Annotated in this window: 26 protein-coding genes; 11 read left to right on the top strand and 15 right to left on the bottom strand. The window is 65.0% G+C overall.

Translation table 11 applies throughout. The features are described 5' to 3' along the window. Positions 1–13 precede the first annotated feature (13 nt). The 3 genes from J1M86_RS07165 to J1M86_RS07155 are packed head-to-tail and all read left to right on the top strand — an operon-like array spanning position 14 to position 2492. Positions 14–931, top strand: coding sequence for a 1,4-dihydroxy-2-naphthoyl-CoA synthase (locus J1M86_RS07165; protein ID WP_206509345.1), 918 nt, complete (start codon positions 14–16; stop codon positions 929–931). A 10-nt stretch (positions 932–941) separates the two neighbouring features. After that, complete coding sequence (locus tag J1M86_RS07160) at positions 942–2078, top strand: GGDEF domain-containing protein (RefSeq protein WP_241259717.1); 1137 nt, start codon at positions 942–944, stop codon at positions 2076–2078. Between the two features lie 27 nt (positions 2079–2105). After that, positions 2106–2492 carry a VOC family protein gene (locus J1M86_RS07155; RefSeq protein ID WP_206509344.1) on the top strand — a complete coding sequence of 129 codons (387 nt, stop codon included), beginning with the start codon at positions 2106–2108 and terminating at the stop codon, positions 2490–2492. Positions 2493–2511: 19 nt separating this feature from the next. Here J1M86_RS07155 and J1M86_RS07150 read toward each other — a convergent pair whose 3' ends face one another. Both J1M86_RS07150 and J1M86_RS07145 read right to left on the bottom strand, forming a co-directional pair. Beyond that, positions 2512–3813, bottom strand: a complete 1302-nt coding sequence (locus J1M86_RS07150; protein WP_206509343.1) for an EAL domain-containing protein — start codon at positions 3811–3813, stop codon at positions 2512–2514. A gap of 106 nt (positions 3814–3919) precedes the next feature. Further along, positions 3920–5257: a hypothetical protein gene (locus J1M86_RS07145; RefSeq protein ID WP_307786554.1), complete on the bottom strand. Its 1338-nt coding sequence runs from the start codon at positions 5255–5257 to the stop codon at positions 3920–3922. 39 nt (positions 5258–5296) lie between these two features. Here J1M86_RS07145 and menE point away from each other — a divergent pair, with 39 nt between their 5' ends. The 4 genes from menE to J1M86_RS07125 all read left to right on the top strand — a co-directional run bounded on the left by menE (position 5297) and on the right by J1M86_RS07125 (position 9694). After that, entirely contained in the window at positions 5297–6448 is a 1152-nt protein-coding gene (gene menE / locus J1M86_RS07140) for an o-succinylbenzoate--CoA ligase (RefSeq protein ID WP_206509342.1), read from the top strand. A 48-nt stretch (positions 6449–6496) separates the two neighbouring features. Next, complete coding sequence (locus J1M86_RS07135) at positions 6497–7270, top strand: PIG-L family deacetylase (RefSeq protein ID WP_206509341.1); 774 nt, start codon at positions 6497–6499, stop codon at positions 7268–7270. Between the two features lie 183 nt (positions 7271–7453). Continuing rightward, a complete protein-coding gene (locus J1M86_RS07130; protein ID WP_241259716.1) occupies positions 7454–8710 on the top strand; it encodes a hypothetical protein in 1257 nt (418 codons plus the stop codon). A gap of 114 nt (positions 8711–8824) precedes the next feature. Next, a complete protein-coding gene (locus J1M86_RS07125) occupies positions 8825–9694 on the top strand; it encodes a 1,4-dihydroxy-2-naphthoate polyprenyltransferase (RefSeq protein WP_206509340.1) in 870 nt (289 codons plus the stop codon). Here J1M86_RS07125 and J1M86_RS07120 read toward each other — a convergent pair. From J1M86_RS07120 to J1M86_RS07110, 3 genes are read right to left on the bottom strand one after another with little or no spacing between them, the layout of a single operon-like run. Then, on the bottom strand, positions 9691–10071 hold the full coding sequence (locus J1M86_RS07120) for a phage holin family protein (protein ID WP_206509339.1): 381 nt from the start codon (positions 10069–10071) through the stop codon (positions 9691–9693). The two genes, J1M86_RS07125 and J1M86_RS07120, sit on opposite strands and share 4 nt — an antisense overlap. 60 nt (positions 10072–10131) lie before the next feature. Further along, positions 10132–10671: a Clp protease N-terminal domain-containing protein gene (locus J1M86_RS07115; RefSeq protein WP_075839210.1), complete on the bottom strand. Its 540-nt coding sequence runs from the start codon at positions 10669–10671 to the stop codon at positions 10132–10134. 11 nt (positions 10672–10682) lie between these two features. Beyond that, positions 10683–10892, bottom strand: a complete 210-nt coding sequence (locus tag J1M86_RS07110) for a helix-turn-helix domain-containing protein (protein WP_075839209.1) — start codon at positions 10890–10892, stop codon at positions 10683–10685. Positions 10893–10979: 87 nt separating this feature from the next. Between J1M86_RS07110 and pepN the strand changes: the two genes are divergently transcribed. Beyond that, entirely contained in the window at positions 10980–13448 is a 2469-nt protein-coding gene (pepN, locus tag J1M86_RS07105; protein WP_206509338.1) for an aminopeptidase N, read from the top strand. A gap of 413 nt (positions 13449–13861) precedes the next feature. Beyond that, complete coding sequence (locus J1M86_RS07100; RefSeq protein WP_206509337.1) at positions 13862–14182, top strand: hypothetical protein; 321 nt, start codon at positions 13862–13864, stop codon at positions 14180–14182. Here the strand turns inward: J1M86_RS07100 and J1M86_RS07095 are convergent. After that, on the bottom strand, positions 14179–15276 hold the full coding sequence (locus J1M86_RS07095; protein WP_075839207.1) for a PLP-dependent cysteine synthase family protein: 1098 nt from the start codon (positions 15274–15276) through the stop codon (positions 14179–14181). The genes J1M86_RS07100 and J1M86_RS07095 overlap by 4 nt on opposite strands. Next, positions 15276–15596, bottom strand: coding sequence for a DUF4229 domain-containing protein (locus J1M86_RS07090; RefSeq protein ID WP_075839206.1), 321 nt, complete (start codon positions 15594–15596; stop codon positions 15276–15278). The genes J1M86_RS07095 and J1M86_RS07090 overlap by 1 nt, the downstream gene beginning before the upstream one ends. A gap of 251 nt (positions 15597–15847) precedes the next feature. Here J1M86_RS07090 and J1M86_RS07085 point away from each other — a divergent pair, with 251 nt between their 5' ends. Then, entirely contained in the window at positions 15848–16060 is a 213-nt protein-coding gene (locus J1M86_RS07085; protein WP_075839226.1) for a BldC family transcriptional regulator, read from the top strand. Positions 16061–16160: 100 nt separating this feature from the next. Then, positions 16161–16361, top strand: coding sequence for a hypothetical protein (locus J1M86_RS26255; protein ID WP_230555224.1), 201 nt, complete (start codon positions 16161–16163; stop codon positions 16359–16361). A gap of 74 nt (positions 16362–16435) precedes the next feature. Here the strand turns inward: J1M86_RS26255 and J1M86_RS07080 are convergent, their stop codons facing one another. From J1M86_RS07080 to J1M86_RS07045, 8 genes are all read right to left on the bottom strand, one after another. After that, positions 16436–17668, bottom strand: coding sequence for an AAA family ATPase (locus tag J1M86_RS07080; RefSeq protein ID WP_307786553.1), 1233 nt, complete (start codon positions 17666–17668; stop codon positions 16436–16438). A gap of 70 nt (positions 17669–17738) precedes the next feature. Beyond that, positions 17739–18707, bottom strand: a complete 969-nt coding sequence (gene ccsB / locus J1M86_RS07075; RefSeq protein ID WP_075839204.1) for a c-type cytochrome biogenesis protein CcsB — start codon at positions 18705–18707, stop codon at positions 17739–17741. Then, positions 18708–20354: a cytochrome c biogenesis protein ResB gene (locus J1M86_RS07070; RefSeq protein WP_206509336.1), complete on the bottom strand. Its 1647-nt coding sequence runs from the start codon at positions 20352–20354 to the stop codon at positions 18708–18710. Between the two features lie 13 nt (positions 20355–20367). After that, complete coding sequence (locus J1M86_RS07065; RefSeq protein WP_206509335.1) at positions 20368–21204, bottom strand: cytochrome c biogenesis CcdA family protein; 837 nt, start codon at positions 21202–21204, stop codon at positions 20368–20370. Continuing rightward, a complete protein-coding gene (locus tag J1M86_RS07060) occupies positions 21201–21803 on the bottom strand; it encodes a TlpA disulfide reductase family protein (protein WP_206509334.1) in 603 nt (200 codons plus the stop codon). Before J1M86_RS07060 ends, J1M86_RS07065 begins: the two co-directional genes overlap by 4 nt. Further along, positions 21796–22470, bottom strand: a complete 675-nt coding sequence (locus J1M86_RS07055) for a histidine phosphatase family protein (protein ID WP_206509333.1) — start codon at positions 22468–22470, stop codon at positions 21796–21798. The genes J1M86_RS07060 and J1M86_RS07055 overlap by 8 nt, the downstream gene beginning before the upstream one ends. After that, complete coding sequence (hemL, locus tag J1M86_RS07050; protein WP_206509332.1) at positions 22467–23789, bottom strand: glutamate-1-semialdehyde 2,1-aminomutase; 1323 nt, start codon at positions 23787–23789, stop codon at positions 22467–22469. Before hemL ends, J1M86_RS07055 begins: the two co-directional genes overlap by 4 nt. Positions 23790–23841: 52 nt before the next feature. Continuing rightward, entirely contained in the window at positions 23842–24321 is a 480-nt protein-coding gene (locus J1M86_RS07045) for a DUF1707 domain-containing protein (RefSeq protein ID WP_206509331.1), read from the bottom strand. Between the last annotated feature and the right edge of the window lie 81 nt (positions 24322–24402).

Here is a 24402-nt window from a genome sequence, read left to right as displayed (position 1 = left end):
TATCGTGGCGGGCGTGACCTTCACTCCTGCGCTGTGGCGACCCGTTTCCGGCTTCGACGACCTCACCGACATCACGTACCACCGGCACGTCACGGACGACACCGTCCGTATCGCGTTCGATCGGCCCGAGGTACGCAACGCGTTTCGACCCCACACGGTCGACGAGCTCTACCGCGCCCTCGAGCACGCCCGCGTCAGCTCGGACGTCGGCACGGTGCTGTTGACAGGAAACGGGCCCAGCGCGAAGGACGGCGTGTGGTCGTTCTGCTCGGGCGGCGACCAGCGTATTCGCGGCCGTAGCGGCTACCAGTACACGGAGCAGGATGCGAGCACGGGCCAACCGGGAGAGACCGCCGATACGGTCGACAGGGCCCGCGCGGGACGGCTGCACATCCTGGAGGTGCAGCGTTTGATTCGATTCATGCCCAAAGTGGTCATCTGCCTGGTCAACGGATGGGCTGCAGGCGGTGGGCACAGCCTGCACGTCGTGTGCGACCTGACGCTCGCAAGCCGCGAGCACGCCCGCTTCAAGCAAACCGACGCCGATGTCGGCAGCTTCGACGGCGGTTACGGCAGTGCGTATCTAGCCAAGATGGTGGGACAGAAATTCGCGCGCGAGATATTCTTCCTCGGCGATACCTACACGGCCGAGGACATGCACGCGATGGGTGCCGTCAACCGCGTCGTCGACCACGCCGAGCTAGAGAACGTCGCCATCGAGTGGGGCAGGAAGATCAACGGAAAATCCCCGCAGGCGCAACGGATGCTCAAGTACGCCTTCAACCTGCAGGACGACGGTCTGGTGGGCCAGCAGCTGTTCGCGGGCGAGGCCACCCGGCTCGCATATATGACCGACGAGGCCGTCGAGGGCCGCGACTCCTTCCTCGAGAAGCGCGACCCCGACTGGTCACCGTTCCCGCGGTACTTCTAGAAGCGAGTCCATGTCCCCGGCCCGAACCCCGCCAGCGCACCGCCGCCGAACGCCCGAAGGCGGCGGTGCGGCGATCATCGAGTGGTTCGTACAGCCTCATGACTACGAGTGGATGACCGAGTTCCAGAACTCGCACCCATCGGGGAAGATCATCCGCGTCATCGTGGCGTTGTCGCTGATCAACATCAGCGGCATGTCGGCGATGTCCCTGTTCGCAGAGGGCGGCCCCGCGGGCCCGTTCGGGACGACGCTGACACTGCTGCTGTGCGCGTCGAATCTGGTGATCGCCGCGCTGTGGCTGCTACGACCGTTTCCCGGGCGTCTCGGCGTCATCGCGTTCACGGTGTACGCAGACATCGGGGTGGCAGCCGCGCTGGCCGTTCTCGACCTGCGCAACGCGCTGCTCGGGTGCGTCGTGTTCGCCGTCATCGGCGCGTTCGCGACTTTCTTCGTCAGCCCGCGCTGGGTAGTGGCACACCTGATCTTCGCGGCGTCGGTCGTGTCGACCTTCGCGTTCCTGCTTTATCTCCGTGGCGACATGGACACCATCACCTTGCTGGTCCAGACCGACGTGGTGCTGATCGGCATCATGAGCGTTCCGGTCACGTCCCACATCTTCCTCACCACCCTGTCCGCGGACGCTCGAAGCTCCGCACTCGACCCGCTGACCGGACTGCTGAACCGCCGCGGCCTCGATGCGGCGATCTCGGAACTGTGGCCACAGGGTCGACTCGAGGGCCAGTGCGCAGCCGTCATCGTCGTCGACATCGACAAGTTCAAAGCCGTCAACGACCTGCACGGCCACGACGAGGGCGACAAAGTCATTCGGCGAGTAGCCGATCGATTGTCCGGACACCTGTCGCGGTACGGCGTCCTCGGCCGCACCGGAGGCGAGGAGTACCTGGCAGTGGTGATCACCTCGCGGCTGCACATCGACGCCCTGATTCACGGCATCCGACGCGCCCTGCACGACTCGAACGACGCCGTCCCCGTGACGGTGAGTGTCGGCGCGGCAATTCTCTACGCCGAATCCCCGCTGTGGACAACGGACTCGGACACCGTCAGCACCGCGACCCGCGCTGCCGATTCGACGATGTACCAGGCCAAAGCGGCGGGCGGCAACAGGGTCGTCACGACGCTCATCTGACGACTGCGCGGCTGCAATACTGGCGCTGTGGAGATTCTGAGCGGTAGAACGATCCTGCGCCCCGCCGATTACGAGCGAACACTCGCCTTCTATCGGGACGGTCTCGGTCTCGCCATCGCCCGTGAGTATCGCGCCGGCACGGTGTTCTTCGCCGGGCAGTCGTTGATCGAGATCGCCGCGCACGGCGGTTCCGAAGTGCCGACCATCTTCGACGGCGCACTGTGGCTGCAGGTCCGCGACATCGATTCCGCCGTCGCCGAGCTCGAATCCCGAGGCATCCCGATCGAGCGGGAAGCGCAGCAGGAACCCTGGGGACTTGTCGAACTTTGGCTCCGTGACCCGGACGGGGTTCCCATCGTGCTGGTGGAGATACCGGCCGAACATCCGCTCCGCCGCGACGTGCGAAAGAACTGACGCCGCTACTGCCCCGCCGCTATCCCTCGTCGCCTGGGGTCTCCTCGCGTGGGGTCTCGAGCATCCGGCGCACGGCGACCGCGGATTGGGGACGTGACCACAGGAAGCCCTGCGCGAACGTGCAGCCGAGTTCCAAGGCGATATCGGCCTGCTTACGCGTCTCGATGCCTTCTATCACCATCGACATTCCCAGATCCTGCGCGATCGAGGACAGCGCTTTGAGCACAGCGCGGCCCCTGGTCGTGTCGATGAATCCGGTGAGGTGGCCGTCGATCTTGATTCCGTCCGGTTCCAGCGTCACGAGTCGCTCGAGCGAGGACCAGCCGGACCCGAAGTCGTCGAGCAGAACTCTGAAGCCGAGGGCGTGCACGTCGTCGATATGTCGACGGATGAGTGGCCCGTCGTTGACCGAGGACGTCTCGGTGAGCTCGAGTGAGATCAGACGCGGCTCCATCGAGGACAGCGCAAATGCACTCTGCAGCTGCGCCACCGCGTCGGGATGCGCCAGATGCCGTCCGGACAGGTTGACGGAAAGACGCAGACCGGGGCGCAACTGTTGCCACAGCTGGGCTTCCTTCACCGCCAGTCGCAACACCTCGAGATCGATGTCGATGATCAGTTCGCTGGACTCGGCGAACGGTACGAAATCCCCGGGCGAGACGAGTCCTCGCGTGGGGTGATGCCATCGCGCGAGGGCCTCGAAGCCGATGACCTTCTCGGTGCGCATATCCACCACCGACTGAAACCACGGCACGATCTGCCCGGCATACAAACCGCCGGCAAGGTCGTGATCGTTGTCCAACTTCGCCGGGGTGGAACCGATTCGGCGGTGCAGCTCGAGCTGTTCCTCGAGCACGGAACCGTACTGCTCGAGCTCCTGCAACTGGCCATCGCTCAACTCACGTGGCATCCGGTCCAGCAGGCACAGCGACCCGACGACCAGACCTTCACGCCCACGCAAGGGCACCGACGCATACGCGGCGATGCCGTTCTGATCGAGAATGCCGCGCTGACGCACGGTGGCCTCCACCCGATTGCGTGCGACCACGGACGGTCTTGCGGTGCGCACCACGTCGTCGCAGAGCGTGGTGGAGCGCTCTACCGTCGACACAGGTGGCCCACCTATGTTGACCAGCGTGTACTGCATGGTTTCGTCGAGCACATTGAGCTGCGCGATAGCGAAACCGACACTGCGTGCGGCCAGCTCGACGGTGGTGCGCAGCGCCGGCGTGGTCGCCTCGATATCGAGGTAGCGGCGGGCGGAATCGCTCTGTCTACGGGCGCGGGAACGACGATTCGGCAGCGTCGCGTCGTGTTCCACGCATGCCCCCTCCCCGACAGCTGCACGGCGGCGGTCCGGTGCCTCGTCCTGCGATGAGCTTAACCGCGAGGCGCCGCCTTCGGGCCGACGAGCGAGGTTGTCTTCTTTACAGGCTGGGCATTTGGGTGTGTAACAAACGGTGCCGCAACAGAGCGGCGCCGAGGCGCACTCCGTCGGGCGACGGGACCGTTGTGGAGCTGCCCCGGCGGGTGGCGTCGTAGGTGAACGCACCGAGCGCGGTGAGATCGGCGAGAACGTCCCCGGCGAGCGGCCCGACACTCTCGCTCGGGACAGGTCCACCGTGGTGCGTCCACCCCTCGGCGGTGAGTATTTCGGTGAGCAGCTCGGCCTCCCCCGCAGGAGGTGCGCCGCGGGCGATATCGGCGAACACGACTTCCGCGGCAATGGTGTCCGGGTGGTAGGCGGTGCCGACGAATCCGCCGATCAGTGTCGTCCACATGCGGTCGGCGCTCATTCCGCGTGCCCTGGCCGTCGGCAGCAGTCGGCCGTGATGCCGACGGACCAGACCGAGCCTGCGCAACAGCCGTCGCACCCGCAGTACGGGCACGGTGTCGATCTCCTCTCCCGGCGGGAAGGGCCACTCGCTCGGCGTCCACAGGGTGCCGAGGGCTCGCTCGACCACGGCGCCGGGCAGATATCCGCGCTCGGTCAGGTCGATACCGTCGCCGACGAGGGCGAGCAGGCCCTCGAGTCTTCGCACACAGGAGTAGGCCGGTTCGACGGCCTCGTGCAGCACTTCGGCTGTATCGCGGTAGAGCTCGATCCGCGGCGGGCTGTATCGCGTCCACAACATGATGCGGTGATCGAGTAGCTGCTCGATGAGTACGCCGCCCGCACGTTCGGAGCGCAGCACCGAATCGGTGAGGCGGCGACGCTTGGCAGCGACCGCGCCATCGCGAAGAGGCCGTCCGCCGACTCGGCTCGGCGCGAACTCACCCGCAATCGTCGCCACTTCGAGGGTCTCACCGATCAGACTCACGACGGCCAGTTCGGGACCCTCGGGAGTGTCCTGCCAGGTGATGAGATCGGTGTCCGGCGGGCCTATTCCCGACGCGGCGACCGCGTCGGCGATCTCCGACTGCCTGCCCGCGTCATCGGTGTTGTCGAGGAGTGCCCGGGTGCGTGGGCTGCGAGCGATGTCCGCGTAGCGCGCATGCCCCAGACGGTCCAGCAGCTCGGCGAGCGCCAGCGCGATCTCCCAGGCCCGCTCGGGGTCCTCGGCGATCTCGACGAGGTGTTGCCAGAGAAATGTCTGCACCGAGCTCTGCGTCGGTCCGGCCGGGGGCGAGAGGCCGCGCAGCCCCTCCCACCCGAGTTGGGCATCGGCCGCCGTCGCCGGATCGATCGAGTCCAGAGACGACAACGCGGCAGCGACCGCCTCGTCGATGCTGCTGCGACCCCCGCCGATCTCGTCGAACTCCACGGTTCAACTGTCCCACAGCTCGCGTCTAGGCTGGTCCGAGTGAGCATGCTCCGTGAAATGTCCGTGCCCACCGGCCCGGCTGTGGCGGAACTGCTGCCGCAACTCTCATCGATTCTCGACGGGAACTCCGAGGCGGTGCTGCCGGTGCCCGCCGGTGACGAAAGAGAAGCGGGACGTCTGCGCGGCGCGCTGTCTCCCGGTTCGCCGATCCAGCCCGAGGCCGCGCTCGTCGTCGCGACGTCCGGTACCACCGGGACCCCCAAGGGTGCGATGTTGTCGGCCGACGCACTACGAGCGAGCGGCACCGCTACACACGATCGGCTCGGCGGGCCGGGCAGTTGGGTGTTGGCCCTGCCGGCTCATCACATCGCGGGATTGCAGGTGCTCCTGCGCAGTGTTCTGGCCGGGACGCGGCCCGAGATACTGGACGTCTCCGACGGTTTCGACCCGTCGCAGTTGCCGGCGGCGGTCGCGCGGATGTCGGGGCGTCGGTACACGTCCCTGGTGCCGACGCAGCTGGTCAAGGCGCTCGGCGACCCGGCGGCGACGGAGGCGTTGGCGGAGCTGGATGCGGTGCTGCTCGGCGGGGCCGCTACACCGGTGCCGTTGCGAGAACGCGCGGAGGCGGCCGGGATCAACGTGGTGCGTACCTACGGCATGAGCGAGACCGCAGGCGGGTGTGTCTACGACGGTGTGCCGCTCCGCGGGGTGAAGATCTGGATCGTCGACGGCCGGGTGGTGCTCGGCGGCTCGACGGTCGCGCTCGGCTACCGCGGGATGCCGAATCATCCGGCTTTCGCCGACGCAGGGCGTTTTCGCACGGACGACGCCGGAGTGCTGAGCGAGGGTGTGCTGTCGATTACCGGCAGGCTCGACGAGGCCATCTCCACCGGCGGACTGACAATCGTGCCCCAGGTCGTCGAAGCCGCGGTCGCAACGCATCCTGCGGTGCGCGAATGCGCGGTGGTCGGCTTGCCCGACGAACGCCTGGGCGAGCGAGTCGCGGTGGCGATCGTCGCTTCGGCGGCAGTGACGTTGGCGGACCTGCGCGCACATGTGGCGCTCACGCTCGACGCCACGGCTGTGCCGCGGGAGTTGTACATCGTGGAAACGCTGCCCACCAAGGGGCCTGGAAAGATCGATCGGTCGGCGTTGCGGGCAGCGCTCGCGCCCCGCCGGCCCGCGGTGTGAATCACCACCGAGTGACCTGAAAGCCCCGGGCGTGGAAGCATCGCGTACATGAGCACACTGGTCTGCTTCCATGCCCACCCCGACGACGAGGTCTTCACCACTGGCGGGATCATGCGCCTGGCCGCGGATGCAGGCCACCGCGTCGTGCTGGTCACTGCCACCGACGGCTCGCGCGGTGAGAGCCCCGAGAACATTCTCGCCGAGGGCGAGACTCTGGCCGAGCGGCGGGAGAACGAGTTGGCGAGGTCCGCTCAGGCGCTGGGAGTGCACCGCATCGTCCTGCTCGGCTACCCCGATTCCGGCATGGCGGGCACGCCCGAGAACGACGACCCCGCTGCGTTCTGCAATGCCGACGTCGACTCTGCGGCGCGCAAGCTCGCCGATGTACTGCGGGAGGAGAACGCTGACGTCCTCACCATCTATGACCCCAACGGAGGATACGGCCACCCCGACCACATCAAGGTTCACTTCGTCGGCCTCCGCGCCGCAGAGTTTGCAGGTACCGAACACCTCTACGAGACGACGACCAACCGCGATCACATGAAGCAGTTGATCGCGGCGAATCCGTCCTGGTCGGAGGAGGATGCTCCCCAGGATGTGGAGACATTCGGGCTGCCCGCATCGGAGATCACCACCATCGTCGACGTCAGTAGCGTCATGGGGCCCAAGCGGCAGGCCATGGAGGCGCACGCAACGCAGATCGGCGACTTCGGGCCATTCTTGGCCATGCCACCGGAGACACTCGAACTCGTCTTCGGCCGCGAGTGGTTCAGGCGAGTCGGCGGCGGCCCCGGACTCACGGAGACGCAATTGCCCCTGTAGCCCTTGGTGGTTCCACGCTGGCACCCGAACACCCACAGACGTACCGGTAGCAGGCACTGTTGCGTCCTTTCAGTATGTTAAGGATCGGAAAACAGACTGTGAGACGGTATGGTGGGCCGGAATGCAACGCGGAGATGCGCTCAGTTGCCGCGCACGAATGGGGATGGGAGGCCACGAGCAGCCATGATGTCGTCGGTCGGCATGTCCATGGGCTCGAGCGGAATCCGCGCGGTCCGAACCTCCGACGGGCAGGAGTTCTCGGTCGAATGGTTCCCGTTCGCGGGGCCGGTACCCGATGCAGAGGATGTCGCGCACGCCATCCGCACGATCGTCGACCGTCCCGATGCTCCGCATTCACTCGGTGTCGCATTCCCCGACCCCGATCACAGCGCGAAACTGAAGACCGCGCTGGTCGAGGAATACGTCTCCGAGGTACACATCATTTCGGAGATAGCCGGGACGATCGAGAAGCTGCGAACGGATCCAGATTTCGCGTATCGCACTGTCGCCATCTACGACTTGGGTGCATCCGGGCTCGAGATGACGATCGCGGACGTCGAGAGCGGCACCATCTACGCGGCGACTCGGTTACGTGATTTCAGCGGAGCCCACATCGACGACACTGTCCGCGACCACCTGTTGACGCTCGACATACTCGCGGTGCCGCGCACGTCGGAGGAAGAGAACTCTCTCCTCGATTTCAGCCGCGAGATCAAGGAAGCCCTCTCCACACACCAGGCGACGCAGACCTCGGACGGTCGGTTCCGGCTGATGGACCGGCGCATGTTCGAGCTTCAGATCATCCGCTCCGCGGAGCGGTCTGCGATAGCACTGCGCGATCTCGCCGAGATGAGTGAGATCCCTCCCGAGGTGGTCGTGACAATCGGTGGTGGAGCACACATCCCCCTCATCGAAGAGGTACTGCAGCGTTACCTCGGCATTCCGGTTTTCGCACCGCCCGATCCGGAGTTCATTGCCGCGCAAGGCGCCGCTTTGTATGCCAGCCGGGTGGATGGAACGCGTCCGGTTGCCCCCGCCACCTCACGCAGAAGCGCGAAAACCATGTTGACGCCATTGCTGCGGTTCGGGCTGCCGTCGATAGTCGCTCTCGGGTTTCTGTCCTGGATACTGTGGCCGTCGCCTCCGGCGGATCACTCGGTCACCGGAACCCCCGACACCTCCGTCGAGGACGCGGTAACCGTCGGGACCAGCGCGTCGACCACCCGCGCCACGTCGTCCACGAGCTCCCCTGCCGCCGACACACCACCGCCGGCTCCGCCGCCGCCCACTCCGCCACCGGCGCTCGACGGCAAAGTGGCAGGCGATTCCGGAGGCTATTCCTCCGGAGGCTATTCGTCCGGAGGCTATTCGCCCCGGGGGTATATCGCGCCCGCAGGCCTCCCCCACCGCCACCGCCTGCGTTCAACCTGCCTCGAATAGACGTACCGCAGATCCAGCTGCCGCACATTCAGCTACCCCCGCCCCCTCGACTACCGTTCTCCTGAGCCGGGACCTCTTGCGTAGCGCCTGTTCCCGATACGCAAGGATCAACGCATGGCCACCACTGCTGAATGGATCGAAGGCGCACGCCCGCGCACTCTCCCCAACGCCATTGCTCCCGTCCTCGTCGGAACCGGTGCGGCAGCCTCACTCGGGGATGCGGTGTGGTGGAAGGCGCTACTGGCACTGACGGTCTCGCTGGCGCTCATCATCGGCGTCAACTTCGCCAACGACTACTCCGACGGCATTCGCGGCACCGATGACGACCGGGTCGGGCCGATGCGGCTCGTCGGCTCGGGTGCAGCGACTCCAGCATCGGTCAAAGCCGCCGCCGTTGGATGCCTCGCAGTCGGCGGCGTCGCCGGTCTGGTTCTCGCCGCGACGACGGCGTGGTGGCTCGTCCTCGTCGGCGTCGTGTGCATCGCGGGTGCGTGGTTCTACACGGGAGGGAAGAAGCCGTACGGGTACAGCGGGCTCGGCGAAGTTGCGGTCTTCGTATTCTTCGGTCTTGTCGCAGTGCTAGGAACCCAATTCGTGCAGGCAGAGCGAGTCGACTGGGTGGGTCTCGTCGCTGCGATCGCCGTCGGGTCGTATTCCAGCGCGGTACTGGTGGCGAACAATCTGCGTGACATCGACACCGATCCCGCCTCCGGCAAACACACCCTCGCGGTGCGGTTGGGCGATGCCCGCACGCGGATGGTTCATCTCGCGCTGATGATCATCCCGTTCGCGGTGACGGTTGCACTCGTCGCGAGGACGCCGTGGGCGTTGGTGGCGCTGCTCGCGCTACCGCTGGCAGTACGCGCGAACAAGCCGGTACGTGCCGGCGAGACAGGGTTGGCGCTCATTCCTGCCCTCCGCGACTCCGGGCTCGCGATGTTGGTGTGGGGTCTCGCGACTGGAGCTGCGCTGGCGTTCGCCTAGCGCTTGTCGGGAACGAATGCCCCCAGCAGGAAGTTCACGATCGAGATGATCAGTGCGCCCCAGAAAGCCGCTCCGAAGCCGGTGATCAACAGTCCGTAATCGGTCGCCGTCGAGATCCACGCCGTCAACATCAACATCAGGGCATTGATGACGAGGGTGAACAACCCGAGCGTCAGAATCAGAAGCGGAAGTGAAAGCAACTGCACCACCGGCTTGATGAAGGCGTTCACGATGGTGAACACCGCCGCAATTCCCGCGAGGACGATCAAATCCCAGCCGGTACCGCGCCCGGAGCTGCTGAGGTCGATTCCGTCGACCCACTGCGCTGCAAGCCAGATCGCGACTGCGTTGATGACGAGCCGTACGAGAAATGTCATGCCAGAGACCCTAGTTGGTGAGGGCCGCGGTAGCCATGGATGGCCGCCGGGACGGTGCCACTACGGGACCAAGGATTCGATCCGCTCGCGCAGCCGATCAGGCTGGCGCACGATCTCGAGGAAGCCTTCGTCAGCGCCTCGAAGCAGGCCGAGCAGCAGGTGCTCACAGCGGATTTGCGAATCCTTGTGCGCGATAGCCTCACGCAACGCCAGCTCCAGTGCCTTCTTCGCGCCCGACGCGAATGCGATGTGCCCCGACTTTCGACGCAGCCACCCCCGCTTCTCGTCGGCGGGTCGGTCGAGCGCACCTTCGCCGAACGTGGCTTCGAGGCTCGCGCGGACCGCATCGAGATCGATACCGATCGATTCCAGCGCCTTCGAATCACCGTCACCCAGCGCGATTCCGTCGGACAACCTCGATCTCACCGACTCGGAGGTGTACCCCTCACCTTCCAACGCGTCACGGAGCCCAGGCTTTGCCGATGCGATGACACCCAGAAAAACGTGAACGGGTTCGATTCGTGTCGCCTTCAGGTGTCGCGCTTCCCGCTGGGCTGCGATGACAGCCTCACGCGCATCACTCGTGAACTTCTCGAACATTTTTCTCGCTCCTAGTTTCCGTTGTGCTTCTTGTGCACGGCTTGCTTGCTCACTTCGAGCGAGTCGGCGATCGATTGCCACGACCACCCCTGCCGTCGGGCGTTGCGTACCTGAATTGCCTCCAGTCGCTCGAGTAGACGACGGAGCGCAAGGACGGCCCGTAGACCCTCCTTCGGATCCGGACTACCGGCTGCGGCCGCGAGTGTTGTCGCTTCGGTCATGAGTGTCAACGTACGTTGACACCCGGGTTCCGTCAACCTTGATTGACGTGCCGGTGCGAACCGGTGACGACGCATACCCTGGAACTCGTGAATACTGCGAACCTCACCCGGACCGAGACACGACGCCGATCGCGCCACATCACCAATGTCGCCTATCGCGTCGAGTTGGATCTGCGAGGCGCAGCCGATCCCGAGACGGACACTTTCGCAACGCGAACCACCGTCACGTTCGACGCCACCACCGCGTCGACCTGGTTGGACTTCATCGGCCCCGAGGTGTCGGCGGTTACCGTCAACGAAGCGTCCGCCCCGGTGGATCACGATGGCTCACGCATTCAACTCGTCGGCCTGGATGCACACAACACCGTCGTCGTCGACGCCCTCGCTCGGTACAGCAGATCAGGTGAGGGACTGCATCGTTTTTTCGATCCTGTGGACGAGAACGTGTACCTCTACACCCAGTACGAACCCGCCGATGCCAGACGCGTGTTCGCCGGGTTCGAGCAGCCCGACATCAAGGCCACGTTCACATTCGAGGTGAGCGCCCCCGCGGAATGGGAGGTGCTCTCCAATCGGACCGGCACACGGTCGGGTGAAACTGTCACATTCGCCCCGACGCTACCCATCTCCACGTACATCACCGCCATCGCCGCAGGGCCCTATCATCGCGCCGAGTCCTCATGGACGAGAGGTGATCTGACCGTCCCGCTCGCGGCTCTGTGCCGCGCCTCGCTGGCAGAACACTTCGATGCCGATGACATCTTCGACATCACGGCCCAAGGACTGGACTTCTACCACGACACATTCGGCTTTCCCTACCCGTTCGGAAAGTACGATCAGATCTTCGTTCCCGAGTACAACCTCGGTGCGATGGAGAATCCAGGGCTCGTCACCTTCACCGAGTCGTACGTCTTTCGTTCTGCTGCAACGCAAGCGCAGTACGAGCAACGCGCCAACACCATCCTGCACGAGATGGCACACATGTGGTTCGGCGATCTCGTCACCATGGAGTGGTGGGACGATCTCTGGCTCAAAGAGTCGTTCGCGGACTTCATGGGCGCCTACACCTGCGCGCATGCAACGCGATTCACCGATGCGTGGGTGAGCTTCGCCAATCGTCGCAAAGCGTGGGCGTACCTGCAGGACCAACTCCCGACCACGCATCCGATCGTCGCCGACATCCCCGACCTCGAAGCCGCCAACCTGAACTTCGACGGCATCACCTATGCCAAAGGCGCAAGCGTCCTCAAGCAGCTCGCCGCATACGTCGGCGAGGATGCATTCTTCGAAGCGTCACGCCGATACTTCGCCGAGTTCGCCTTTTCCAACACCACACTCGCGGATTTCCTGACGCACGCCTCGGCCGCGTCGGGACGAAACCCGGACGATTGGGCCGCCGCGTGGCTGCAGACCAGCGGCGTATCGACACTGTCGTACACGGGCTCGTCGATCGAGCAGAGCGATCCGCGTCCGCATCGCCTCGCTGTCGGCCTCTACGACTTCGATTCCGAAGGCGATCTCGTCCGTACCGAGCGCCGCGAGATCGACATCACCGCCGCAAGCACCCCGATCGAATTGCCGAGCGCCGCACTCGTTCTACTCAACGATGACGACCTCACCTACGCCAAGATTCGTCTCGACGACCGTTCGCTCCGGACGATTCGATCCTCGCTCGACCGCGTCACCGACCCTCTTGCCCGCGGGTTGATCTGGTCGGCTCTGTGGAACGCCACCCGCGACGCCGAACTCGACCCGCGGACCTACATCGAGATCGCGTCGACCTTCGCCGCCGCGGAGAACAAGGTCGCACTCCTCGGCGCTGCGGTCACCAATACTCGCTACGCACTCGATCACTATCTCGACGAGCCCGAACAACCGGCGCAGGATTGGCTGGCCACCTGCTGGACACATCTCGAAACGGCCGATCCCGGCAGCGACGAGCAGATCACCTGGCTTCGCGCGGTGGCCGCGGCGGCGCAGGTGTCCGATGCACGGTCCGGCCAGATCGATCGCGTACTCGACGGCACCCTTCCGCTCGAAGGCCTCGACCTCGATCCCGAGCAGCGGTGTATGCTACTGAAGTCGCTGAGCGCGAACGGACTGGCCACCACGAGCAGACTCGACGGTGAACTCGAAACGGACGGAACGGCCTCCGGACGGAACTCGTATCGGGCGGCGATCGCTGCGCAACCCACACCCGAAGCGAAAGCGCGGGCGTGGTCCGACCTGATCGATTCCGACGGGTTGTCCAACGACGCGGTCGACGCCACCGTCGAGGGCTTTCGAGCAGGAGGACGGCGCGATCTCCTTGCGCCGTACGACAGGCGGTACTACGAGGTGATTGCGCGATTGTGGTCGAGTCGGAGCATCGAGATCGCGCGTCGGCTCGTCATCGGGCTGTTCCCCCAACAGGACTCGACCTCAGCCGCGGATGCGTGGTTGGATGAACACGAGTGGGCGCCCGCTGCACTGCGCCGATTGGTCATCGAGCAACGAGATCACCTGGCCCGGTCGCTTCGCGTACGCCGAGCGTTTCCGCCACCTACATCTCTGTGACATCTCGGAACTGGCTGCGCCGGCGTAATGGCCGGCGCAGCCAGGGGATTCAGGCTCCGAGAACCATACTGGCGACGGTGGTTGCGCTCTCGGCGCTGCCACTGCTGATCAGCTGAATGATGACCTCAGCGATGATCTTTGCGATCAAGTCCATAGTTACTCCCATGTGTGAAGTACCCCCCGACGGGATACCGGCGGACCCAAAACTGTTGAGGCCGTTTGTGCTCGGCCACAACGCATGGAATGTAGCAGCTGTATTTTGTCCAATCTCCGAGGTTGGTCCCCGACTATGGGGCTGACCAGTACCGTTGCGCGGTCCAATGATTTGACTCACACGTGGGATTGGCGGTGGTGGACCCGAGGACAACGAGCAGACTCACCGTTCTCCTACCGTACGACTACGCTGTGGACGCATGGCACACAATGCGATCTCGACGTCGACTCTCGCCACTTCCGTACTCGCGGCAGGTGGCCTGTTGGGCGGGTTCGCCGTGGCACGCCAAACCGGGAACAGGCAGCTCGGCGGCGCCGTGCTTGCCACAGTCGGGGTTGCGTGCACGACCTCGTGGAACGCGTCCTCGGGCCCGAAGGTGGCCGGCGCTCTTCTCGGCACCTACCTGTTCGGGTTCGGCGCCTCGCACCCGCTGGCGAAGCAGATCGGCGCTTGGCCCGCTGTGTGCGTGGCAGCGGGAGCGACGGCAGCAGCGTCGGTCGTACTCACCAGCCGCGACTAGGCGCCCTGGACCTCGAACTCTCCGGTCCGAGCGAACTGCTCGAGCACCTCGGTCGGCCCGGCCAATTCCATACCTTGCTCTGCCACCCAGGCGTCGTCGAAGTACGTCCCCGCGTACCGCTCGCCACCGTCACACAGCACGGTGACGACGCTACCGCTGCGGCCGGCGGCGATCATCTCGGCGATCAACACGAACGCACCCCAGATATTGGTTCCCGTGGACCCGCCCACGCGCCGACCCAGGACGGTGGAGACATAGCGTGCCGCTGCCACCGAGGCCGCGTCGGGCACACCGATCATTCGGTCGATCACTTGCCCCACGAACGACGGTTCGACGATGGGTCGGCCGATGCCTTCGATTCGTGAGGATGCACCGGTTGTGATTGTGGAATCGCACTTCTCGAATCCACCCAGGAACGCGGAATTCTCCGGGTCGACCACCGCCAACCGTGTGGCGTGACGCCGATATCTGATGTAGCGCCCGATGGTTGCGCTGGTGCCACCGGTTCCCGCTCCGACGACCACCCAGGTGGGGATGGGCGAGTCCTCACAGGCGAGCTGGCCGTAGATCGACTCGGCAATGTTGTTGTTGCCGCGCCAATCGGTGGCGCGCTCGGCATGAGTGAACTGGTCCATGTAGTGCGCGTCGGGTTCCGCGGCGAGGCGGTGCGCTTCCGAGTACATGGCAGCGGGGTCGTCGACGAAGTGGCAACGGCCGCCGTGGGATTCGATCAACGCGATCTTCGCCGGGCTGGTGTTGCGCGGCATCACGGCAACGAAACGGAGACCGAGCAACCGAGCGAAGTAGGCCTCGCTGACGGCGGTCGATCCGGACGAGGCTTCGATGACGACGGTGTTCTCGGTGACCCAGCCGTTGCAGATGGCGTAGAGAAACAGCGACCGAGCAAGCCGGTGTTTGAGACTGCCCGTGATGTGGGTGGACTCGTCCTTGAGGTAGAGCTGTACGTTCCATGCCGACGGCAGCGGGTAGCGAAGCAGGTGAGTGTCGGCAGAGCGCTGCGAGTCGGCCTCGATGAGCCTGACCGCGTTGTCGACCCATTCACGGGAGGCGGATCGGTCGACGATTCGAGTCATTACTTTTCGTCCTCGCCGCGGAGTTTCGCCTGCAGATCAGCGCGGGCGCGTCGGCGTTCCTCGTCCACACCGGCGATCGATTCGTTGACGCGAATGCGGAGAGACTTGAACAACACGAGCGAGAGCGGCAGCGAGATCAGTACGCCGAAGACTGCCGCGACCAGAACGGGGACCTCGACTCCGACGAGCAGGCCGACCCCGATGATCACCGCAGAGATGACGATGACCAGTAGCAATCTGGCGCCGCTGTAGAGCGCCACGTCTCGGAACAACTGTCCCTTCGTGGCAGTGGGCACCGGGGGAGTCTCGCGTTCGTTCACGCGCTCCAGGCTACCGCCCGGCCCGTTGCCGCCCCCTGCCGTCCCGACGAAAGTGCCCGATTCGGACAGTCCCGCTTATCCGATTTGTCCATTACCTCCCCTTTACCAACAGAAGATCAGTCGAGTACCTAGGGGTTCGAGTGCCACCATGGGTGTCGATCACTTAGTTGCTACATCCATTGTTCGGCAGTGAGCGTTCTCGACGAGCTCCCCACTGCACAGAACACAGCATGCAGGAGGACACGACAAAGATGAGCGCACCAACTCTGCACACCGCTCAGGATTCACTTCTCACCCCTGGCCAGGTAGCCGCGCTCTTCCATGTCGACCCGAAGACGGTGACCCGCTGGGCACACGCAGGCCGACTGGGATCATTGCGCACACCCGGTGGACACCGCCGGTTCCGCGAGGCCGAGGTAATGCAACTGCTCACCTCGCTGACCACGGAGGCAGCCCAGCGCTAGAGCGCTGACCGAGCGCGCCCAATTCTCAGGAAACTGCGAGGCCGCGTGGGGTGCACACCGCATCCCCACGCGGCTAGTCTGGTATCAGAGGAGGTGCGTCGTGATCTATCTTTTGGCGTTGATCGGCTTGGTGGCAGTGATCGTTTTGTTTTGGAAGGCGTTCGGACCCACAACACAGGCACCCGCGGGAAGGGTCGTCGGACCCGATGACGATCCGGAGTTCTTGTGGCGAATGAACCGTGATTCCCGCCGGTCCGGTCCGGGAAGTCAGGACACCGGAAAACACGATTCGACCGAATAGTCGAGTCACCACCGGCCAAGCAGCCCGTTTCGTCAGAGACGGGCTGCCCTCATCTGGTCAGCGAGTTCGCTCGATCAGCGATAGAGATGCCCACCCGGCCGCGCACTCGGAAAACCAGATGCGACGGCTGCGGCCAGCTCCAACACTGCTGCACGCGTGCCCCTCTCGAGTCGGTTCAGGTCCACCTCCGCGCCCTCTTCGAGGTGCGGGTCGAACGGAATCACCACCACCTGCCGGCAGCGCTGCTCGAAATGCTCCACCACCTTCACAAGGTCTACCTTCGCAGCGCGCGGGCGCACCGCGTTGACCACCGCGACCGAGGATCGAACCAACTCCCGGTGGCCGTGTGCATCGAGCCAGTCCAACGTCGCCGAAGCGCTCCGAGCGCCGTCGACCGAACTCGAACTGACCACGACGAGGGCGTCCGAACCCTCGAGAATGTTGGTCATCGCCGAATGCATAAGGCCCGTACCGCAATCCGTCAGCACAATGCTGTAGAACCGCTCCAGCAAAGACACCGCTCGGTCGTAGTCCTCGCCACTGAATGCCTCGGATACGGCTGGGTCGGTGTCGGAAGCAAGTACTTCCAGCCTGAAGCTGTTCTGTGAGGTATACCCGCGAACATCGCTGTAGCGGTGCAGGTCGTCGATGTCCCGCAGCATGTTTCGCACCGTCGCCGGGGTCTGCAGCGGAACCTTCTGGCTCAGCGTTCCCCGGTCGGGGTTGGCGTCGACGGCGATGACGCGGTCACCGCGAATATCGGCGAACATCGAGCCCAGGGCGGCCGTGGTCGTCGTCTTTCCGACGCCGCCTTTGAGGCTCAGCACCGAAATCCGGTAGCAACCCACGAGATGCCGATCCACCTGCTGGGAGAGCCGATGCTCCCGCTCGTCGCGAGTCGAGTTTCCGAGGTTCAGTCGCCGTCCACTCGCGGCGTAGAGCCACCTGCGCCACCCCGACACCGGCGGCGGCTCCTGCTGCTTGACGAGCAACGCGTTGGTCAGATCGAGAGCGGACGCAGCCAGCGAGGACGGCGGCGGCTCGTACAGCGGGGGCTCGTGTTGACGGAACGGCGCCACTGTTCCTTCCACCGGCATCGGCACCGGAACAGACCGTAAGCCGGTACCAGCCGACATGCCGCCCGGCTCGGAACCGGACTCGGGCTTGTCCGACAACGCCTTCTGCTGCCCAGAACCCGGCCCAGACTTCACCGGGTCGGACTTGACCGAGTCGGCTTTACGCGCACTCTTCGGCTCGGGCTCTGCCGGCTGTACCGGCTGCCACGAATTCTGTTGCCACTCCCCCACGACATTCCCCCATCGCCGACGACCGAGCCGAAAAGCTGCGGCCTCCCCACGGCCTGCTAGTTCTGGCCAGTTAGTTCAGACCCGCGTAGGAGTGTAGTCCCGAGACCACCATGTTGATGATGAACAGGTTGAACAGCATCGCGGTGAAACCGGCGATGTTGATCCACGCTGCTCGGGTGTTTCGCCACCCCGCCGTTGCCCGCGCATGCAGGTACGCGGCGTAGATGATCCAGGTGATGAAGGACATCGTCTCTTTGGGGTCCCAACCCCAGAAACGTCCCCACGCGGCCTCGGCCCAGATGGCTCCGAGGATGACGCCCGCGCCGAAGAGCGGGAACGCGATGATCGTCGTCTTGTATGCGAGCCTGTCCAGGGCCTGCGCGTCGGGCAGCTTGGAGGCGAAGCGCCCCCAGAATCCCGCGCTCTCCGATCCCGCCTCCTGCTTGATGCGCAGCAGGAACAACAGGCTCGCGACACCCGACACCAGGAAGATGCCGCTGCCGACGCTCACGATCGTGACGTGAATCGGCAGCCAGAACGAGCGAAGTGCGGGCACGACGGGTGCCGCGTCGGCGTAGAGCATCGTGGCTGCGAGGAACATCAGCACAATGATCGGCGCGAGCACGAACACCAGCATCGGCCGCATCGAACGCTTACGGAGCAGCAGAATCGAGGTCAGGGCGGCCGCAGCGGTGGCCATGGCCACGAACTCGTACATGTTGCCGAGGGGGAACCGCTCGGTGGCGAACCCTCTCAGCACGACAGACGCGATGTGCAGAACAAGGCCCAGAATGAGCAGTGCGAAGCCCATCCCGGACAGACGCTCCGAAAGCGGGCGTTTCGGTGTCTCGACCACGCGGCCGGGAACACCCTCACGCGCAACGGGACCGCCGCTGCCCACCAGTTCCTTCTCCTGCACGGCCGTGGCTCGCGCCGACGCATACTGCGCGATGAGCAGGACGAACGCGAGCACATAGATCGCAAAGGCGGATTCGAAAGACCAGTCGCTGTACTGCGAGAGTGTCTCGTTGATCGGCATCTATCGGTTCTCCTGGTCTTTCTCGACGCTCGTGTTTGCAGCGTCTCTCGGATGTGCTCCAGCCGTCAGTCGCTCGCAGAGCCTGTCGAACTCGTCTCCCCAGCCCGCCTGATCGGTTCGGGCCAGTCCCCCAAGTTCTACTACAGTACGTCGTGTGTCCGCGTCGGAGTGGAGTCGGACCCACACTCGGCGCCTCTTGACCACCAGCGAGACGAGAAGTCCGCCCATCATCGTCAGCGAGAACAGCAGAACCCATGTCTGTGCTGGGTCGTGCGAGACCTGCAGGTTGACGAACTCTTCTGCACCGTCGAACCGGACGTTGGTTCCATCGGACAGCGTCGAGCTTTCGCCCGGCATCAGGTTGACACGGTCCTGCTTCACCAACCGGCCCTGGTTGATCATTTCCTGATTCAGCGAGAACAGCGATTGCGGGTAGCCCGTGTCGAGTCCGGTATCGCCACGATAGATGTCCACAGCGACAGCCGGGTCGGTCATCGCCGGGAAGCTCGACGACAGCAGATTGCCGTGGAAGGACGCCGTCGGCGCGAACAATCCCTCGATCGCGATCTGGTTGCTGCGGCGATCGGCCGGCTCGGGGTACAACCCGCCCGGTGGGTCGATGCGGAGCACCCCGCTCGAGAGGAATGTCGTGGCATCGGTCGGCTGCCACTGGATGGTCTCGGTCCGCGTCTCACCGTTGGGGAAGGTCACCGTGAACGTGGGCGCGTAGCCGTGTCCCTGCAGATAGACCCGGTCGCCCGCGACCCGAAGCGGATGGTTGACCTGCAGTACCTCCTCGCGCCAGACGTTGTTCGTCAGATCCTCGCCGGCCTGGTATTCGATGTTGGAGGTGAACATCTCGGCCTGGCCGTTCTCGAGGTAGTCGGCCTTGAAATCCTTGACGCGGATGCACAGCGGTTCGAGCCCGGTGCCGTCGACCAGCTGGCCCGCGCGGAACCCGTCGTAGATGGCCGGGGTCGTGCTGCAGAAACCGGGACCGTCGTTGGCGATGACGATGACGTTGCCCTCGTAACCGAACACCTTCCCGAGCGCAATGGCGGCGAGCAGGCCGACGAGCGAGAGGTGGAAGACAAGGTTGCCGAACTCGCGGAAATAGCCCTTCTCGGCCGAGAGCGTCACCTCCTCGCCTGAGGCGCGGCGCGCCACTCGCCACCCGCGCAGCTGGCTCTCGATCTCGTTCGCCGATTCCTCGACACCGTTGTCGACGGTGTAGCGACGGTGATGCGGCAACCGCGAGAGGTTGCGGGGGGTGGGCACCGGCTTGGTGCGCAACGCACGGCCATGTTCGATACAGCGCGGAACGATGCAACCGATGAGAGAAACGAACAGCAGCGCGTAGATGGCGGTGAACCAGAAGCTGGAGAACACATCGAAGAGTTCGACCCGGTCCATGAGCGGCCCGAGCGTCGGCCGCGCCGCGATGTACTCGTCGACCTTCCCCTGGTTGAGGCTGCGCTGCGGAACCAACGCGCCGGGTATCGCCGCCAAGGCCAGCAGGAACAGCAGCACCAACGCGGTACGCATGCTCGTCAGGCTCCGCCACGTGTTGCGACCCAGCGCGACAACCCGACCCACCGCCGACTGACGGGGCGGCCGGGGCTCGGGCCGCGTGTCCAAGGCCGTCATAGAGCTACCTTTCTCATATCGGCAGCACCACATCGGAGACGAACGCGTCGCGAATCCAGCTCACGAACACGTCCCACGCGCCCGTGACGAGCGCAATTCCCACTGCTATCAACATGATTCCGCCGAAGACCTGTACCTGTCGTGCATGTGTGCGGAGCCAACCGACTCCGCGGAGCGCACTCACCGAGCCGTACGCGAGCAGTACGAACGGCAATCCGAGGCCGAGGCAGTACGCGATGATGAGGATCACTCCCCGCGCGGCCGTCGCGCCTTCGGTTCCGGCCGCGAGCGAGATGACGCCGGCGAGGGTGGGGCCCAGACACGGCGTCCACCCGAGCGCGAATACGCCGCCGAGCAGTGGCGCCCCTGCGAGAGAGCCCACGCGGCGCGGCTCGAAGCGCACATCGCGCTGCAGCGCGGGAACGAGACCGATGAACACCAGTCCCATTGCGATGGTGACAACGCCGCCGACCCGCATCAGCAACTCGCGGTTGACCTGCAACACCGAGATGGCGCCGAAAACAGTTGCAGTGGCGAGCACGAACACGATGGTGAACCCGAGTACGAACAATCCGGCCGCTCCCGCGACCCGCAGTCGACTGGACGCTCGAACCTTCGTTTTCGTCGCCTCGGAAGCGGTCACCGCGGGCTCGTCTGCGCCGACGACGCCGGCGAGGTACGAGAGGTAGCCCGGTACCAGCGGAACCACACACGGTGACGCGAACGACACCAGCCCGGCCAGCACGCAGACTCCGATGGCTAGGACGAGGGGGCCGGTCGACGCCGTCGTTTGGAAGCTCTCACCTATACCCGCGAGATAGGAAGTATCGGCGAGATCGTTCGTGCTCACTGCTGCTCAGGCTCCTCGCGCGCGACCCGCTCGACGACGGGCTGCAAGTCCTCGGCGAGAAGCTCCCGAAGGAACACTGCGGCGACGCGGTGCTGCCTGTCGAGAACGACCGTCGTGGGGACCACTGAAGTCGGGATACCGCCGAGGGCGGTCAGAGTGCGCATCGGCGGGTCGTAGATCGATGGGTAGCTCACGTTGTTGTCGATGACGAAGTCCTGCGCCTTGTCCTGAGCGTTGTCGCGCACGTTGATACCGAGGAACTGAACGCCCAGGTCCTTCGTGTTCTCGTAGACCTCTTCGAGATCATCGGCCTCGCCGCGGCACGGACCGCACCACTGACCCCAGACGTTGAGGACCACGGCCTCGCCCTCGAAGTCCGACAGCGAGGTGGTAGCGCCCTCATCCATCAGGTCGGGACCGGACAACTCGCCGACGGCACCGCGATCGGAAGGCGGATCGTAGAAGATGTCGGTCTGACCGCCCGGGGAGACGAAGTCGAACGTTCCCCCGGTTGCCACCGCGTCGGTACCCGTCGCACATCCGGAGACGAGCGCGAGTGCCGAAGCGGCGGCAGCAGCGGAGACGAGAAACCTATGCACCGGCTACCGTCGGATCGCTCGCACCGGCCGGCTCCGAGTACACGATGTCGACCAGAGTGTCACCCTCGTACACCAGTGAGGTCAGCGAGGCCAGGCTGCACTGACGATGCCGGGGGTCGTGCCAGAGACGGTCGCCCTGCAGGAAACGACGCAGGGTCCACACGGGCAACTGGTGACTGACGCAGACCGCTTCGTGCCCGACGGCGGCGACGCGGGCCGAGTTGACCGCGGCCAGCATGCGGTGCGCGATCTGCAGGTACGGCTCGCCCCAGGACGGGGTGAACGGATCGCGAAGCTTCCACCAGTGCCGCGGCCGACTGAGCGCTCCGTCGCCGACGGCAACCCGCAATCCTTCGAATTGGTTACCTGCTTCGATGAGTTTGTCGTCCTCAGCGATGCTCAGACCGTGCGCGGCCGCAATGGGTCCCGCAGTTTCCTGCGCGCGCTGCAACGGAGAGGCGACGACATGCGTGATGTCATGCCCGGCCAGCGAGTCCGCGACGGTCCTGGCCTGCGCCTGTCCGGTTTCCGAGAGATGAAACCCGGGCAGGCGTCCGTACAGAATGCCCTTCGGGTTGTACACCTCGCCGTGCCGGAGCACGTGGACGATGGTGCGCGTGCTCTGGTGCGGATGCGTATCGGCGTTCGAATCGGGAGGGGTGCTCACGAGGTTCCTGCTTCTGCTCGGGCCGCGGCGCGCGCGGCGTCGGGAAGGGCGTCGGCGATGATCGAGAATGCGTCGTCATCGAGGGCGGCCGATACGAACCACGCTTCGAACGCGCTGGGCGGCGGGTACACCCCGCGCGAGAGCAGACCGTGGAAGAACGCTGGGTATCGCCAGGTCTCCGCGGCTTTGGCGCCCGCGTAGTCGGTGACCGGCCCGTCGGAGAAGAACACGCTCACCATAGTGCCCGCGTACTGGACGTGGTGTTGCACGCCGGCCTCGGTCAGGGCGTCTCCGAGCAGTCCCCCGAGCCGCTCGGAATTGCGCTGCAGCTTCTCGTAGACGGCGGCGTCGGCGAGCTGAAGGCTGGCGAGACCGGCTGCCACCGCAACGGGATTACCGGAGAGTGTGCCTGCCTGATAGACCGGCCCGGCCGGTGCCAGATACGCCATGACGTCGGCTCGACCGCCGAAGGCTGCGGCCGGGAGACCGCCGCTCATGACCTTGCCGAAGGTGTAGAGATCGCCGGCCACGCCGTCGATGCCGAACCAGCCGGCAGCGCTGACGCGAAAGCCCGTCATCACCTCGTCCATGATCAACAGTGCGCCGTTCTCGGTGGCCAGGCGCCGAAGACCGGCGTTGAAGCCGCTGACCGGTGCGATCGCACCCATGTTTCCTGCGGCTGCTTCGGTGATGATGCAGGCGATCTGTCCGGGATTCTCGGCGAACGCCGCTTCGACGGCAGCGAGATCGTTGTACGGCACCACGATGGTGTCCGAGGCCTGCGCACCGGTGACGCCCGGTGAGGTGGGGAGACCGAAGGTGGCGAGGCCGGACCCGGCGTCGGCGAGCAGCGCATCGACGTGACCGTGGTAGCAGCCGGAGAATTTGACGATCTTGGTGCGCCCGGTGAAGCCGCGCGCCAACCGGACCGCGCTCATCGTCGCCTCTGTGCCTGAATTCACAAGCCGGACCTTCTCCACCGGCCCGACTCGACCGACGATTTCCTCCGCGAGCTCGATTTCACGCTCGGTGGGAGCGCCGAACGACAGGCCGGTCGACGCCGCCTTCTGCACTGCCTCCACCACGACCGGGTGGGCGTGCCCGTGAATCATCGGGCCCCACGAGCAAATGAGGTCGACGTAGTTGTTTCCGTCGGCGTCGATCATGGTGTATCCGCTGGCCTCGGTGATGAACCGTGGAGTTCCGCCGACCGAGTGGAACGCGCGGACGGGCGAGTTCACCCCGCCGGGAATGACCGCGCTCGCGCGCTCGAAGAGCTGGGCCGAGATTGGGGCTTCGTCGCCGGTGGAAACAGTCACAGCTTCCAGTGTTCCAGGTTCACCGGGGTCGCCAACTACAGGGCGTAATATTTCAGCCTTTTGCGCCCTTCTTGTCCTTCTTGCCCTCGTCCTCGTCCTCGTCGTCGTCCTCGTCGTCGTCGTCGGGCACGAAGATCATCGCTACGAGAATCAAGGCCCAGATACCGAGTGGCCACATCGGCCAGAACTCGTTCGCCTGGCCGTCGGACACTGACTGGAACCCCCAGATTCCGGTCATGACGACGAAACCGCCGAACCACCAGCGCCACTCGTCGAAGTACTCACGCCAGTTCTTCGCAGTTTTCGATTCGACCGGAGCCTTCGCGCCGGGCAGACCGGGAAGGTCGTCGGTCACCACCGCCAGTTCGCCTCGCGTGGAAGAACTCCAGACTGCGTCGAGACGCTGTTCGTACTCGGCCAGGGTCAACCGACCCTCCGCCATTGCAGAGCCGAGCACCCTTGCGACCTCCTCGCGTTCGGCCGTGCCGACGCGCAGCTTCCCGGTCCTGTCGATGTCGCCGTCGCCGCTCATCTTCCCGCCCTGCCTTGTCTTCGGTACCGTCCGTCCTGTTCGAAAAGCCAGATTACCGCCGCGGTTGCCGACGGTCACGGG

This window comes from Rhodococcus sp. KRD197 (assembly GCF_017168235.1).
Taxonomy (GTDB): Bacteria; Actinomycetota; Actinomycetes; order Mycobacteriales; family Mycobacteriaceae; genus Rhodococcoides.
Note: the sequence above shows the minus strand (reverse complement) of the source record. Positions and strands in the feature narration are given on the sequence as shown.